The sequence below is a fragment of the Pseudanabaena cinerea FACHB-1277 genome (assembly GCF_014696345.1).
In the GTDB taxonomy this organism is placed as follows: domain Bacteria; phylum Cyanobacteriota; class Cyanobacteriia; order Pseudanabaenales; family Pseudanabaenaceae; genus Pseudanabaena; species Pseudanabaena cinerea.
Genome location: NZ_JACJPY010000005.1, coordinates 67,753 through 82,432 on the forward strand (window position 1 = coordinate 67,753; position 14,680 = coordinate 82,432).

Consider the following 14,680-nt stretch of genomic DNA (forward strand, 5'->3'; position numbering starts at 1 on the left):
TCAAATCAGTTCTTACTCAACTGAAAACAGAACTCAAAATAGAAACTGAACCCTAATAATGGTTTTTAGTTTTCATTCTGCCCTAGACCAAGTGAAGACCGCTATAGGCGAAGTAGCTTTGGAGGTTAAACAAATGTATGTTGAATGGCAAGGTTTTTCAGAAGGTATTTGGGAACGAGAGATTAACGTCAGAGACTTTATTCAAAGGAACTATACGCCCTATGCAGGGGATAGCGGCTTTTTGGAGTCTGTCACCCCAAGAACGCAACAACTTTGGCAAGAAGTCTCCGAATTAATGCGTCAAGAGAGAGAAAAGGGGGTTCTCGATGCTGACACTAAAATTCCCACTTCCATTACTGCCCATGATGCGGGCTACATCAATCGCGAACTAGAGCAAATTGTGGGCTTGCAGACCGATCAGCCCCTCAAACGCGCCATTATGCCCTATGGTGGCATTCGTGTGGTCAAGGCAGGTTTAGAAGCCTATGGCTATGCACTTGATCCGCAAACGGAAGAAATTTTTTCTAAATATCGCAAAACCCATAATGACGGTGTATTCGATGCCTATACTAGCGAAATGCGAAAGGCTAGGCGATCGGGTATCATTACAGGACTGCCCGATGCCTATGGGCGTGGGCGAATCATCGGCGACTATCGCCGTGTGGCACTTTACGGTTGCGATCGCCTGATCGATGACAAGAAGCATCAGCAGGAATCCCTTGAAGTTGATGTGATCGATGAAAATATCATTCGTCTGCGCGAAGAGATTTCTGAACAAATTCGCGCCCTGTTTGAACTAAAGGAAATGGCAGCCAAATATGGCTTTAACATTGGTCGGCCTGCGGCAAATGCCCGTGAAGCTGTGCAGTGGCTGTATTTTGCCTATCTTGGAGCCGTCAAGGAACAAAACGGCGCAGCCATGTCCCTCGGTCGCGTTTCCACATTCCTTGATATTTATTTTGAACGGGACTTGCAAAAAGGCGCGATTACCGAAATAGAACTGCAAGAATTAATTGATCATTTCGTAATGAAATTGCGGATGGTTAGATTCTTGAGAACTCCTGATTACAATGCCCTATTTTCAGGCGATCCCACATGGGTAACAGAAGTAATCGGCGGCATGAGTGCCGATGGTCGGACGCTAGTCACCAAGAATAGTTTCCGCTTCCTGCATACTCTAAACACCTTGGGCGCGGCTCCTGAGCCTAATTTAACCGTGCTGTGGTCAGAACATCTGCCTGAAGACTTTAAACAGTTCTGTGCCAAAGTCTCCAGCGACACCAGTTCCATCCAGTATGAAAATGATGATCTGATGCGTCCCACCTATGGCGATGACTATGCGATCGCCTGTTGTGTGTCGGTGATGCGAATTGGGAAGCAGATGCAGTTTTTTGGCGCAAGGGTCAACCTCGCAAAGACTCTGCTCTATGCAATCAATGGTGGTCGCGATGAAAAGTCTGGCGATCAAATCGCCCCCCACTTTGCCCCGATTACTGGTGAATATTTGGACTATGGCGAAGTCACCGAACGTCTGCACCAAATGATGGCATGGTTGGCGCGTCTCTATGTCAATACTTTGAATGTGATCCACTATATGCACGACAAGTATTGCTACGAGCGCATCGAAATGGCACTGCACGATCGCGATGTCTATCGCACAATGGCTTGCGGCATTGCTGGTTTATCAGTAGTTGCCGATTCTCTCTCGGCTATTAAATACGCCAAGGTCAAGGTCATTCGCGATGAAAAGGGCTTGGCGATCGATTATGTTACCGAAGGCGAATATCCCCAATACGGCAATAATGACGATCGTGTGGATAGCATTGCCAGTGAATTGGTTTCGCGCTTTATGAATGAAATCCGTAAGCAAAAGACCTATCGAGGCGCAACCGCCACCCAATCGGTGCTAACGATCACTTCCAATGTGGTCTATGGCAAGAAGACAGGTAGCACGCCCGATGGACGCAAAGCTGGTGAACCCTTTGCCCCAGGCGCAAACCCCATGCATGGAAGAGACTGCTGCGGCGCGATCGCATCTTTATCTTCCGTTGCCAAACTGCCCTACAGCGATTGTCAAGATGGTATTTCCAATACCTTCTCGATTGTGCCTGCGGCGCTCGGCAGACAGGAAAGCGATCGCATTAACAATCTGGTCGGTCTGCTCGATGGCTACTTCCACGATGGCGGACACCACATTAATGTTAACGCCCTCAACCGTGACACCTTACTAGATGCAATGGATCATCCTGAAAATTATCCCCAGCTAACCATCCGTGTTTCGGGCTACGCGGTCAACTTCATCAAGCTCACCCGTGAGCAGCAGATGGATGTAATTAAACGCACGTTCCACGAAAGGGTATAAAATGACATAAATAGCAAAGCCTCCTGCTTAGCGGGAGGCTTTGCTTTGAGGTTTGTTTATTGCAATTAAGGAATTTTGCCCATGCTTGTCCCGCCCATGACCATGATCGACTTTTTTAAAAAGAGTGAGGGTGTATGGTTGATCCATCGCACTGTCCATCATTTTGATGCGGTTGCCGATGAGTCGGGCGATTCCAAAATTCATGTCAATCTGGTGGGTAAGGGTGACGAACGGGTGCAAAAAATTTGCCTAGATCAGGGGATTGACGCGGCGATCGCTGCCTGTGGTGCCAGTTTCATGTGGCAACCCCACGAAGAAGGCAGTCAAGAGCCGAACCCAGAGCAAGCGGCGATATTGGTGGATATTCCCGATGATGTCACAGGGCGATCGGGCAAACTGCTACGCAATCAAGGTTATGTGGAGAAAATTCCTGTGGTTAGCCGCTATTGGTTTGGCGATGATGGTATTTTAACCATTGATACGGAATACGATCAAAATCAAGGACAGGAGCGGTGCTGGTTTTTGACCGACGATTTTCGGGTACGCGCTAGCACAGTCCGCATGAATAATGGCATATACTTGATGACTTACTGTTCAGAACGGCGCATGGTCAGTGAGCAGGACTTAGTGGCAATGGTACAAAGATTCCTATGACTTCAAATTATTGGACAGGCAGACTAGACTTAGACTTTACTAAGCGCAACCAGCAAACGGTACTGACCCGCAGTTATGCCGTTGCCCCTTGGAAAATTCAGCGATCGCTCTATCCCGAAGGCGAAGAAGTCTGTCATTGTGTCTTACTGCATACCGCAGGCGGCTTTGTGGGCGGCGATCGCCTTGCCGCGCATATTCACCTTGCACCGCAGACCCAAGCCCTGCTCACCACCGCCTCCGCCACCAAAATCTATCGCAGCAATGGTGCAGATGCTCTGCAAGATGTGCAGATCCACATTGGCGAAGGCGCAAGTTTGGAATGGTTTCCCCAAGAAACGATCGCTTTCGCTGAGTCCCAATATCGCCAAACTACCAGGATCGAGCTAGCCAATCAAGCTACCTGTACCTTTTGGGAAATCGTCAGGTTTGGGCGCACCGCTCGTGGCGAAAAATTTCTCAATGGCAATTGGCGATCACAAACACAAGTATGGCGCAACCAAAAGCCACTATGGATCGATCAACAATGGCTAAAGGGCGATCCCCAGATTTTAGCCAGCGCCAATGCCCTCAATGACTATGCGATCGCCGCTAGTTTTGTATTTGTCGGTGCAGAAGTATCTCCCGAATTAGTCACCCGCATTCGTGCCACATGGGAACTTGGCAATTATGAGGGGATGTCGGGTGTAACGCGATCGCTATGCGGTTTGGTTTGTCGTTATTGCGGTGATTCTTCTAGTGATGCGCGTAAATGGTTTCAGCAAATTTGGCAGCTTTTGCGTGTATCCTATAGGGGTAGAGCAATTTGCGTACCACGGGTTTGGTAAATCATGCAACTTACGCCTCAAGAAAAAGATAAATTGTTGATTTTTACGGCGGCGCGTGTCGCTGAGCGCCGCAAGGCTAAAGGCTTGAAGCTTAATTATCCTGAAGCGGTAGCAATTATTACCGCCGAAATAATGGAAGGTGCTAGAGAAGGCAAAACCGTAGCCGAATTAATGAGCTATGGCGCAACCCTACTCACCCGTGACGATGTAATGGAAGGCATTCCTGAGATGATCCATGATGTGCAAGTGGAAGCAACCTTCCCCGATGGCACAAAACTTGTCACTGTCCATAATCCCATTCGCTAAATTTATTCAATCCTAACTAATTTTGGAGGTTTGAGATGGTGGCGATCGCTTCAATACAAAGCAAGCTCAAAACAATTGAGCTAAAACCAAAATTAACTTTTGATCAGTTTTTAGAAATTTATCCAGAGAATGGTAAGCACTACGAACTTATTAACGGCAAAATAGTCGAGATTTCAGAAATGGCATTTACACGCAATCACGATGATGTTGGTGAGTTCATCAACAGACGTTTTTATCGAGAGGTAGAACGTTTATCTCTTAACTATGTAGTCAAAAGAGCAATCCCCATTAGAACTACTGATCAAGAGGGAAATGAACATGGACGCATACCTGATTTAAGTGTAATTGATGCAACTATTTGGCGCTCCAATCGCCATGATTACAAGGGACTGCGTGAAAAAATTCAGCTTGCGGTAGAAGTTGCTTCAAACAACTGGGATGACGACTATATTGACAAGTTTGATGAATATCAGCGTCTAGGTATTCCTGAATATTGGATTGTCGATTATCTGGCGATCGCCAGTCGTGATTTTCTCGGCAACCCCAAAGTCCCCACCGTATTTGTAAATTTGCTAGATGAAAATGGTAAGTACCAAACCACTAAATTTACAGACGATGACAAAATTATCTCGCGAACTTTTTCTGAATTGGAATTAACTGCCGCTCAAATTCTAAACATCTAAATTGTCAAATCAAAACCCAATCAAAATCCGACCAAAAACTCAAATAATGGAGATATATCTATGATTCCTGGTGAAATCATTACTCAAGAAGGCGACATTGAATTAAATGCTGGGCGGGAAGTAATTACCCTCAAGGTTGCCAATTCTGGGGATCGCCCGATCCAAGTCGGTTCCCATTACCATTTCTATGAAGCCAATCGCGCCTTAATCTTTGAACGCGATCGCGCCAGAGGCACACACCTAGACATTCCTGCGGGAACCTCAGTCCGTTTTGAGCCAGGGGATGAAAAGGAGATTAATCTAGTTCCCTATGTGGGCAGTCGTGAGGTATATGGGTTTAATGCCTTGGTCGAAGGCAAATTATGAAGACTAACTAGAGGACTAGGCTATGACCACAACCATTACTGTGGAAAAATTGACGCTTTATGATTTGGAAAAGTCATTTAATTTAACTTTGAGCGATCACCCTGATTTTTCCCCAGAGTGGCAGAACGAGCATCTTGATATAGAACCTAAAGAGCAGGAGCAATTAGATCGCATCAAAACTAATTATCTCCACTTGTCCAAGCGCTTGATGCTAGAGGAAATGGTGAAAATGATTGTGGTGTCGCCACTTCTTGATATGGCAAGGTTTTATCAGCCACCGTTCTATTCCGTTGCTGAAAAGTCGATTAAAGTTGCGGTCAAAGATGAAAACTTAACTATTCACGGCAAAATTGATGTCTTAGTCATTCAGGATCGCTTTTGGATTTTAGTAATTGAATCCAAACAAGCAGGAGTTTCATTGCAGAAGGGCATCCCTCAAGCCCTTGCCTATATGTTGGCTCATCCTAATCGCGAACAACCTATTTATGGAATGGTGACAAATGGCAGTAATTTTGTTTTTCTTAAACTAGCATGGCAAGATCAACCTATTTATGGAATTTCCGATGAATATACTTCCGATGAATATACATTGATGCGCCATGAGAAAGATCTTTACAAGATTTTGAAAATATTAAAAACTATTGGCATCGCTATTACCTGAATCAATCTTTGCCGCAATCTCAATATTTTACCAAGGAGAAAACCCAATGAGTTACAGAATGTCCCGCCGTGCCTATGCTGACACCTATGGCGCAACCGTTGGCGATCGCGTGCGCTTAGCTGACACAGAACTATTTATCGAGGTGGAGCGCGACTACACCACCTATGGCGATGAGGTCAAATTTGGTGGCGGTAAGGTGATCCGCGATGGCATGGGACAATCTCCCATTACAAGGGCAGGTGGCGCTGTCGATGTGGTGATTACCAATGCGCTGATCCTTGATTGGTGGGGAGTTGTCAAAGCAGATGTGGGGATTAAGGATGGTAAGATTGCAGCGATCGGTAAAGCAGGTAATCCTTATATTCAGAACAATATTGATATCATTATTGGCGCTAGTACTGAAGTAATCGCTGGGGAAGGACGCATTCTCACCGCAGGCGGTATTGATTCTCATATTCACTTCATTGCGCCACAACAGATTGAAGTGGCGATCGCCTCTGGGGTAACGACCATGATCGGCGGCGGTACTGGTCCCGCAACAGGCACAAATGCCACCACCTGCACCCCTGGATCTTGGAATATGGCGCGAATGCTCGAAGCGGCGGAAGCATTTCCGATGAATTTAGGCTTCCTTGGTAAAGGCAACAGCAGCAAGCCTGAAGGCTTGGTGGAACAGATAGAATCAGGGGCGATGGGTCTAAAACTCCATGAAGATTGGGGAACCACACCCGCCACTATCGATACCTGTTTGGGGGTTGCCGATGAATATGATGTGCAGGTTGCCATCCATACGGATACGCTGAATGAGGCGGGCTTTGTGGAAGATACGATCGCTGCCTTTAAAAATCGCGTGATTCATACCTATCACACTGAGGGCGCAGGCGGCGGTCATGCCCCCGACATTATCAAGATCTGCGGTGAGGCGAATGTTTTGCCATCTTCCACCAATCCCACGCGCCCCTATACCCTCAATACCCTTGATGAACATTTGGATATGCTGATGGTCTGTCACCATCTCGATCCTAGCATTCCCGAAGATATTGCCTTTGCAGAATCCCGTATTCGCCGCGAGACGATCGCCGCCGAAGATATTCTCCACGACATCGGTGCATTTAGTATGATTTCTTCCGACTCCCAAGCAATGGGACGGGTGGGCGAAGTGATTATCCGCACATGGCAAACTGCCCATAAAATGAAGGTGCAGCGCGGCGTTCTCACCAATTCGCTCACGAATTCTGAAAGTACTAGAGCCGATAATTTCCGCGCTCGCCGCTATGTGGCAAAGTACACAATTAACCCTGCGATCGCCCATGGTATTGCCGAATATGTTGGTTCCATTGAGGTGGGTAAAATCGCCGATCTCTGTCTCTGGAGTCCAGCCTTTTTTGGTGTGAAGCCCGAACTGGTTCTAAAAGCTGGGTTTATCGCCTATGCCCAGATGGGTGATGCCAATGCCAGCATTCCCACGCCGCAGCCTGTGCATATGCGTCCGATGTTTGGCAGCTATGGCAGTGCGATCGCTCAAACTTCCTTTACTTTTATGTCACAGATTGCGATCGAGCGTGGGATTCCTGAACAGTTGGGACTGAAGAAACAAATCATTGCCACTAAGAACAATCGCAACATTAGCAAGCGCGATCTCAAGCTTAATGATGCACTGCCCAAAATTGAAGTAGATTCTGAGACTTACGAAGTTCGCGCCGATGGCGAATTACTAACCTGTGAACCTGCCTCGATTTTGCCAATGGCACAGCGATATTTTCTGTTCTAGCCATAGCTATCAAGTAAGGAAACGGCGTAGCCGTTTCTTTATTTGGTATAACAGTAAAAGAACCAAGCTAACGGTGGAAATTGATGATTACAGTTCCTTCCGAATATCGCCAACTACCAACGGCAGAAGACTTGCCAGATTCCGATGAAACACCTGTGGACAATGAACTCCAAAATGACATTCCCAATATGCTGCTTAATTTACTGCGGTTAATTTGGGGCGATCGCCAAGATTGGTTTTGGGGTGTAGATATGGGCGTTTACTATGAGCCAAATATCCAAGAACCCGAAAAATCGAAAGTAATCGTTCCTGATGGTTTTCTGGCTTTGGGTGTACCAAGATGCACTGATGAAAGAGGGAGATTGAGCTATGTGTTATGGCAAGAGCAGGTCATTCCCATATTGGCATTGGAAGTAATTTCTAAGAAATATAATGGCGAATACGATCAAAAGCTAAGGCAATATCAAGACTTAGGCATTCTTTACTATGCCATCTACAACCTTGCAAGTGGTCGCAGGGGACTTTACAAAAAACACGAATCCCTAGAGATCTATAAACTAATCGATGGTAAATACCAATTGCTGCCATCAGTGACGCTGTTGCAGGAAGGGAGCAAAGTGGTATGGATGCCAGAAATCGGCTTAGGACTTGGCTGTGAGCGTAGCAATCGTGACCATTGGGAGCGCGAATGGCTCTACTGGTACGATCGCGATAATGTCAGATATTTGACCGCAGAGGAGAGAGCGGCACAGGCAAGTTTGGCACAATTGCAAGCAGAGGCGATCGCGGCTCAACAACGGGCGATCGCCGAGCAAGAACGACAACAAAAGGAAAAATTAGCTAATTACTTAAAGTCAATTGGAGTTGATCCTGATGCAATTTAGATCCAGCCTCAATAGCGCGATCGCCTCATGTCAGAGACTGCGTAAAATGATCACAGGCTTTTTAGTAATGTTAACTATGGCTGTTTTTAGCCATACCTAATTATGAAAATTAAAAATATTGTGATTGGGGCGATCGCGCCAATTCTCGGTTTATTAGCAGCACCCCTTGCTGGATCTGCACAGTCTGCCACTCAATACATTGCCCAATTTAATAGTGGCTGTACGGTGCAACTTGTCGGTAGAGAACGCGGATCGCGGGTAAATTTGCGAAGTGGCGCAGGTACTGAGTTTAGTAGTCCTAGTTATTTGCTAGTCGGTCAAAGTGTAACAATGCTGGACAATGCCAGAGGGCAACGCATCAGCAGAGAGGATAGTCAAGGATCGACTTGGTATTTTGTAGAATATGAGCCAAGTGCCACTAGGGGTTGGGTTCGTGAAGATTTCATTGCACCGCAATGTAATGAAGCTCTTTAAGGTTTGCTTAGGGCATAAAACGCAAATTGCATTGCTATAACCCCTATTCTTCGAGAGGTGAAGTCACGGGGGCAATACATAAACTCTCAACTAGGGCGATCGCTAACCACCAGAGCAATTGCACCTGAGGGCGATACCAGACTGTATCGAATAAACCATGGGCTAACATTCCTGAAACAGTGGCGATCGCCCCAATTATTAACAGACCATCGGCATGGCGATCGCTGCGTAAACGATTGAGAATTTGCCAACCTTGCGTGAATACGGTAATTACTAACCAACTGTAGCAAATTACGCCAATAAATCCTGTCTCAACAGTGAGTTCCAACGGGACAGAATAGGCTCCAAGGGCGCTATAACCCGATCGCTGATAGAGCGGATAAATCAGGTTAAAAGCCTTGTTGCCAGGTCCAATTCCCAAAAATGGTCTAGCCTTCACCATATTAATTACCGACATCCATACATTCACCCGAAAGGCATTACTGCTGTCGGCAGTGCCGAAAATACTCAGTACCCTTGTCCGTAAAGGCGCGACCGCAATTGTGCCAAGGGCGATCGCGCCAGCCATACCACCAAGGGCGGTGGGTAATGTCCATGAGGGTAAGCGTTTACCCCACCAATAGATTAAGAGAATCATTAAAGCAAAACTAGTGACCACTAGCCCAATTAATCCGCCTCGGCTTTGGGTTTGGGTGATGCAAAATGCGCCCATGATTGCGGTAAGGGCGGAGAGTACTTTCATTCCCCAGCTCTGCCAATAGATGGCAGCGATCGCCCCCAAGGGCAAGGCAGGCATCAGAAACCCTGCGAATAGATTGGGATTGCCTAAAAAACTATAGACACGGGTAATCCCTGCGGATTCGGAGGTAGGATCTGTCCAAGTGGCAAGTTCGGGCGCACCGAGGTACCACTGCTGCACCCCATAGGCACTAGCAACTAGTGCCGCGATCAAATAAGCACCCACCAAAATTGATCGCCAACCCGCCCGCATCACCCTAGCCATCGCCACAAATGCCAGCATATAGATCGTCAGTTTGATCAAGCCATCCAGCGCCGCCATCTTTACGGGAGAAATCAAAGTGGCGATCGCAGCAATGCACCAATAGCTGAACAAGGGCGGATAAATTGGACTGCTCTGCTCCTCTTGATCGCGGCGATCGCTTAGCCACAACATCAACAAGGCGATCGCGGCGGCGGCTCCAATTACTCCCGTTTGGGCATTTTCTAAAAATGGCAAAGTCGCAACCATAATTACCAATAGGCAACCCAACAGACGATCTCGCACCAACCAACTACCATCCCGCCATGCCTGCACAGGCATCATCAATTGCCAGAATTTTGCTTGGCAGCTACGGCTCCATCTACTTAGCCATAGCTGTAGGGGCTGCAAAAATTTGAGAAATGGTAGCTTGAGATTGGAGTTCATAGAAAATCAAAAATAATCCTTACTTTTATGACCGTAAGAAACTACACTCTATACCAAATTACAGAGCTTTGCACTGAAATTTAGACCAATAAAAATCTTGAAGTCTTCACGAAGCAAGGCTTTCAAACAAGGCTTTCAAAATTTCTGTTACTCCTGACGCATGGGTAAATTCCCCTTCTTCAGAACATCAATTACTGCCATATGGCGTTTTAAATCCATCTGCACCTGCTCATAATCTGTGTGATCGCCCCCTTTCAATCCAATTACACCATACAAATGCACATTGCCCACCCGCCCTTTGAGGGCGTGTTCGCCAAAATCAACCACATCAATTTGCTCCTTAACCATCTCATAAAGCTGCCCTGTAATCACAATATCCGTCCCCAGTTCCTTAGTCATACCTTCCACCCGACTTGCCACATTCACCGTATCGCCAATGACAGCATATTCCAAACGGCGATTGGAACCAATATTTCCGACAGTGATTTCTCCGTAGTTAATACCAATACCATTGGAAAAGGGAATTTTATTTTCCGATTGCCAGACCTTACGCAGTTCCGTGAGGGTTTTCCGCATATTTAGCGCTGCATTAATTGCATTCATCGCATCCACCTTTTCTCCCCGCGAAACAGGCGACCCAAACTCCGCCATAATGGCATCGCCAATAAATTTATCGATTGTACCTTGATACTCCAAAATCGCATCCACCATACCACCGAGATAGGTATTCAGTTGCTGAATCAACAGCTTGGCGGGTAAGCGACTAGAGAGAGTGGTAAAGCCACGAATATCGGAAAAGAGTACAGCAGCCTTGATGGTTCTACCTTCGAGTAGATCGCGAAATCCCTCTGGTTGATTGATGATTTCTTCGACAATGGGAGCAGCCACATAGCGTTCTAGAGTGCGCCGCAGTAACAATTTGTCAATCTGCGCGGAAATAGAACCCGTGGTTAAGAGGGTAATGCCACTCAAGCCGATCGCGATCGCAGGAATTACCACAGGCAAAATTGTGTAGCCATAGATAAAACTGACATAGCCGATCGTCACCCAAGCGATCGACCCAGCCAAAGCCGCTAAAATTTGTAAGTTTGGACGCTTCAGCAAGCATAGTAGCAATCCTGAACCAATAACCAGCACAAATACAAATACACCCTGCTCCGAAGTCGTACTAAACAGATTTGCCATAGTCTTACCCTGCATGAGTGTGGCGATCGCATTAGCATGGATTTCCACCCCTGGCATTCTTCCCATCGCTGAGTTCTGAATATCCTGTTTAGAAGGAGCAGTCGCCCCAATCAGCACGATTTTATCCTTAAAGAACTTGCCATTTTGCAGCTCTTCACTTTGCCAAGTATCAGGATCGATCACATAGTAAAAGGGAATCTGTTGTTTGGCATTTGCCCATGTATCTGCACCGCCAAAAAAGTAAATGCCGTCACCTCTAGGAGTGGGATAGTTGATCTTGGCTGTGTTAAGGGCTGTAGCGGCAAAGGTGGGGATAATCGGTAAGCCACTATCGGCGGGTGGCTGCACACCTAAGCGATGAATATTTTGAGTGATTTCAGGTTGAAAGTTAATCAATCCTAAATTGCTAGGCTTGACGGGAAAGATTGCCTCAGGGGATGCGAACTGCATAATATTTGCATCCCCAATTTGCGTAAACTCATAGCTCGCAGCAAATACCGCCTTACTGCCATACTTGGCGATCGCTTGCTCAAACCTTTTATCATCAGCTTCCCCATGATCACTAGGGGCGACAAATAAAATATCAAAAGCAACTGCCTTAGCTCCTGCCTTTGCTAGTTTTTCTAAGACTTGAGCATAAACGATGCGCTTCCATGTGGTCGTGCGAAAAGGCTCTAAAAAAGGGCGCTTTTTGGCATCATAAAAATCACCTTGCCGCAGCGATAGATCATCGATCGCCAAAATTATAATGTCCTTTGGTGGTGCGATCGTGCCACGCCAGCTAAAAAATGTCGATTGAGCTTGTCGTTCCAAACTAGGTACAAATTCTATCTCTAAACCTGTGACCATTGCGCTACTAGCAGCGATCGCCCCGATCACTGCATAGCTAATTCCTTGGGGCGTTGCTAGTCTTTTTAACTTTTTCGAGAAAAAGTCTTTGAAGACTTGTAGCCAGTCTTTGCTAGGAGCATTGGTATCGGCAGAAGTTTGATTTGACATAGTGATCGGAAAATTGGGTTTAAAACCCCGCGCTTCCAGCGAGGCTCAATATTACAATAAAGCAAATACCGTAGGGCTTACAGAAATTCACGATTGCAAAGCGAGTCGCAAGATTAGCACTGAGTAAGACCATGTTAGGACAATTCCTTACGGGCAATAATGTTTTTAGACATCAGGGCTTTCAAAAATACTCCTAGGTTTAACTACAATAAAATACAAACAGAAAAGGGGATGCAGTTAATGCATCCCCTTTTCTATCCATAGAACCTTGTATAGAGGCTTGCAATTTGCCTAAGACAAAATAAGAAAATTTGCAACCTTCACTAGATCCGTTTGTAAATCACAAAAGCATGACAACACTTTTGTGATCTGACCTAACTACTTCTTGTCCTTGGTGATTACCTTAGGCGGCTCACGAAAGAAAATCGCAAAGAAGAATAGACCGATTAAACAAGCAAAAATTAAAGTGTAAGTGAGAGCTTCCATTGTTTTCTATGCCTCAACAGCGCGAGTAGTTTTGTCGCCAACCTTTTGAAATGCACCCCATTCAACTTGCTCTTCACTGAGTTCTGGGTCAACACCAGCAAACACATCGCGGAACAAAGTACGCGCACCATGCCAAATATGACCAAAGAAGAAGAACAATGCAAATACAGCGTGACCAAAAGTAAACCAACCACGAGGGCTAGTACGGAATACACCATCAGACTTATTGGTTTCTTGGTCAAATTCAAATATTTCACCTAGCTGAGCTTGACGAGCATACTTCTTCACGTTAGGAGCATCAGCGAAAGACTTACCATTCAATGCACCACCAACAAAAGAAACTGTTACGCCAGTTTGCTCAACACTGTACTTAGATTCAGCACGGCGGAAGGGAATATCAGCGCGAACGATACCATCTTGATCTTGGAGAACCACGGGGAAGGTTTCAAAGAAGTTAGGCAAGCGGCGCACGCTCAATTCGCGACCATCTCTGTCCTTAAATATGGGATGCCCTTGCCAACCTTGAGCAATACCATCACCATTATTCATTGGACCGACACGGAACAAACCACCCTTAGCTGGGCTATTGCCAACATAGTCATAAAAAGCAAGTTTGTCAGGAATCTTTGACCATGATTCTTCTTCGGTCAAGCCAGCATTAAGCCCAGCCTGGACACGGCGCGAAATTTCCTGTTGGAAAGAGCTACTATCCCACTGATAGCGGGTTGGACCGAATAATTCGATCGGGGTGGCGGCGGAGCCGTACCACATCGTTCCAGCAACCACGAAAGCGGCAAAAAATACGGCAGCAATACTGCTAGAGAGTACGGTTTCGATGTTACCCATACGCAGAGCTTTGTATAGACGCTCTGGTGGACGCACGGTCAAGTGAAACAGACCCGCAATAATGCCAACAATGCCTGCGGCGATGTGGTGAGCGACAATGCCACCAGCGTTAAAGGGGTTAAACCCATTAGGTCCCCATTCTGGGGCAACAGGGGCAACATGACCCGTTAAGCCGTAAGCATCGGATACCCACATTCCAGGTCCGAATAGGCCTGTTTGGTGGAATGCACCAAACCCAAAACAAAGTAAACCAGACAGAAATAAGTGAATACCAAACATTTTCGGCAAGTCCAAAGCTGGCTCACCTGTGCGAGGGTCTCTAAACAATTCAAGATCCCAGTTTACCCAGTGCCAAATTGCAGCTAGGAAAAGTAAACCTGAGAGGACGATGTGGGCTAGAGCCACACCTTCAAAGGACCAGAAACCGGGGTCAGCAACCTGCTCACCAGTAATTGTCCAGCCACTCCATGAGTTGGTAATTCCTAGACGGGTCATGAAGGGCATGACAAACATACCTTGCCGCCACATGGGGTTAAGTACGGGGTCGCTAGGATCAAAAATCGCTAACTCATATAGCGCCATCGAGCCTGCCCAACCTGCTACGAGAGCGGTGTGCATCAGGTGCGTGGCGATCAGTCTTCCTGGGTCATTGAGAAGAACTGTATGCACTCGATACCAGGGTAATCCCATTGCAAATGTTCCTTAGTTTATGTAGTTAGATTGTAGTCAGTAAGATCTTAACGATTCTTTATT

At 46.4% G+C, this 14,680-nt stretch carries 14 protein-coding genes; 10 read left to right on the top strand and 4 right to left on the bottom strand.

The annotated features are described in order from the left end of the window. Positions 1-133 precede the first annotated feature (133 nt). From pflB to H6F44_RS02910, 10 genes are all read left to right on the top strand, one after another. The gene (gene pflB, locus H6F44_RS02865; RefSeq protein WP_190349403.1) at positions 134-2,362 is read left to right on the top strand and encodes a formate C-acetyltransferase; all 2,229 of its coding nucleotides are present in this window, start codon (positions 134-136) and stop codon (positions 2,360-2,362) included. Between the two features lie 81 nt (positions 2,363-2,443). Then, on the top strand, positions 2,444-3,016 hold the full coding sequence (locus tag H6F44_RS02870) for a phycobiliprotein lyase (RefSeq protein ID WP_242016412.1): 573 nt from the start codon (positions 2,444-2,446) through the stop codon (positions 3,014-3,016). Continuing rightward, positions 3,013-3,840: an urease accessory protein UreD gene (locus H6F44_RS02875; protein WP_190349404.1), complete on the top strand. Its 828-nt coding sequence runs from the start codon at positions 3,013-3,015 to the stop codon at positions 3,838-3,840. The genes H6F44_RS02870 and H6F44_RS02875 overlap by 4 nt, the downstream gene beginning before the upstream one ends. Before the next feature lie 3 nt (positions 3,841-3,843). Next, positions 3,844-4,146 carry an urease subunit gamma gene (gene ureA / locus H6F44_RS02880; RefSeq protein WP_190349405.1) on the top strand — a complete coding sequence of 101 codons (303 nt, stop codon included), beginning with the start codon at positions 3,844-3,846 and terminating at the stop codon, positions 4,144-4,146. Between the two features lie 35 nt (positions 4,147-4,181). After that, positions 4,182-4,829: a Uma2 family endonuclease gene (locus tag H6F44_RS02885; protein ID WP_190349406.1), complete on the top strand. Its 648-nt coding sequence runs from the start codon at positions 4,182-4,184 to the stop codon at positions 4,827-4,829. Positions 4,830-4,889: 60 nt separating this feature from the next. Continuing rightward, positions 4,890-5,195 (top strand): urease subunit beta, encoded by a 306-nt coding sequence (locus H6F44_RS02890; protein ID WP_190349407.1) that lies wholly within the window; start codon positions 4,890-4,892, stop codon positions 5,193-5,195. A 22-nt stretch (positions 5,196-5,217) separates the two neighbouring features. Then, positions 5,218-5,856 carry a restriction endonuclease subunit R gene (locus tag H6F44_RS02895; RefSeq protein ID WP_190349408.1) on the top strand — a complete coding sequence of 213 codons (639 nt, stop codon included), beginning with the start codon at positions 5,218-5,220 and terminating at the stop codon, positions 5,854-5,856. Between the two features lie 46 nt (positions 5,857-5,902). Continuing rightward, the gene (gene ureC, locus H6F44_RS02900; protein ID WP_190349409.1) at positions 5,903-7,627 is read left to right on the top strand and encodes an urease subunit alpha; all 1,725 of its coding nucleotides are present in this window, start codon (positions 5,903-5,905) and stop codon (positions 7,625-7,627) included. 83 nt (positions 7,628-7,710) lie between these two features. Beyond that, positions 7,711-8,511 carry a Uma2 family endonuclease gene (locus tag H6F44_RS02905; RefSeq protein WP_190349410.1) on the top strand — a complete coding sequence of 267 codons (801 nt, stop codon included), beginning with the start codon at positions 7,711-7,713 and terminating at the stop codon, positions 8,509-8,511. A gap of 102 nt (positions 8,512-8,613) precedes the next feature. Further along, positions 8,614-8,985, top strand: a complete 372-nt coding sequence (locus tag H6F44_RS02910; protein WP_190349411.1) for an SH3 domain-containing protein — start codon at positions 8,614-8,616, stop codon at positions 8,983-8,985. Positions 8,986-9,028: 43 nt separating this feature from the next. Here H6F44_RS02910 and H6F44_RS02915 read toward each other — a convergent pair whose 3' ends face one another. The 4 genes from H6F44_RS02915 to psbB all read right to left on the bottom strand — a co-directional run bounded on the left by H6F44_RS02915 (position 9,029) and on the right by psbB (position 14,617). Then, positions 9,029-10,411: an IctB family putative bicarbonate transporter gene (locus tag H6F44_RS02915; RefSeq protein ID WP_190349412.1), complete on the bottom strand. Its 1,383-nt coding sequence runs from the start codon at positions 10,409-10,411 to the stop codon at positions 9,029-9,031. Positions 10,412-10,558: 147 nt separating this feature from the next. Next, entirely contained in the window at positions 10,559-12,595 is a 2,037-nt protein-coding gene (locus H6F44_RS02920) for a CHASE2 domain-containing protein (RefSeq protein ID WP_190349413.1), read from the bottom strand. A 378-nt stretch (positions 12,596-12,973) separates the two neighbouring features. After that, the gene (locus tag H6F44_RS02925; RefSeq protein ID WP_142656807.1) at positions 12,974-13,081 is read right to left on the bottom strand and encodes a photosystem II reaction center protein T; all 108 of its coding nucleotides are present in this window, start codon (positions 13,079-13,081) and stop codon (positions 12,974-12,976) included. A 6-nt stretch (positions 13,082-13,087) separates the two neighbouring features. After that, the gene (gene psbB / locus H6F44_RS02930; RefSeq protein WP_190349414.1) at positions 13,088-14,617 is read right to left on the bottom strand and encodes a photosystem II chlorophyll-binding protein CP47; all 1,530 of its coding nucleotides are present in this window, start codon (positions 14,615-14,617) and stop codon (positions 13,088-13,090) included. Between the last annotated feature and the right edge of the window lie 63 nt (positions 14,618-14,680).

Bases quoted from the DNA above. Each gene is read 5' to 3' on its own strand.
- pflB (WP_190349403.1), top strand. From the start codon at position 134: ATGTATGTTGAATGGCAAGGTTTTTCAGAAGGTATTTGGGAACGAGAG.
- H6F44_RS02875 (WP_190349404.1), top strand. From the start codon at position 3,013: ATGACTTCAAATTATTGGACAGGCAGACTAGACTTAGACTTTACTAAG.
- H6F44_RS02915 (WP_190349412.1), bottom strand. From the start codon at position 10,411: ATGAACTCCAATCTCAAGCTACCATTTCTCAAATTTTTGCAGCCCCTA.
- psbB (WP_190349414.1), bottom strand. From the start codon at position 14,617: ATGGGATTACCCTGGTATCGAGTGCATACAGTTCTTCTCAATGACCCA.
- H6F44_RS02905 (WP_190349410.1), top strand. From the start codon at position 7,711: ATGATTACAGTTCCTTCCGAATATCGCCAACTACCAACGGCAGAAGAC.
- ureC (WP_190349409.1), top strand. From the start codon at position 5,903: ATGAGTTACAGAATGTCCCGCCGTGCCTATGCTGACACCTATGGCGCA.
- H6F44_RS02910 (WP_190349411.1), top strand. From the start codon at position 8,614: ATGAAAATTAAAAATATTGTGATTGGGGCGATCGCGCCAATTCTCGGT.
- H6F44_RS02895 (WP_190349408.1), top strand. From the start codon at position 5,218: ATGACCACAACCATTACTGTGGAAAAATTGACGCTTTATGATTTGGAA.
- H6F44_RS02890 (WP_190349407.1), top strand. From the start codon at position 4,890: ATGATTCCTGGTGAAATCATTACTCAAGAAGGCGACATTGAATTAAAT.
- H6F44_RS02870 (WP_242016412.1), top strand. From the start codon at position 2,444: ATGCTTGTCCCGCCCATGACCATGATCGACTTTTTTAAAAAGAGTGAG.
- H6F44_RS02925 (WP_142656807.1), bottom strand. From the start codon at position 13,081: ATGGAAGCTCTCACTTACACTTTAATTTTTGCTTGTTTAATCGGTCTA.
- H6F44_RS02920 (WP_190349413.1), bottom strand. From the start codon at position 12,595: ATGTCAAATCAAACTTCTGCCGATACCAATGCTCCTAGCAAAGACTGG.
- H6F44_RS02885 (WP_190349406.1), top strand. From the start codon at position 4,182: ATGGTGGCGATCGCTTCAATACAAAGCAAGCTCAAAACAATTGAGCTA.
- ureA (WP_190349405.1), top strand. From the start codon at position 3,844: ATGCAACTTACGCCTCAAGAAAAAGATAAATTGTTGATTTTTACGGCG.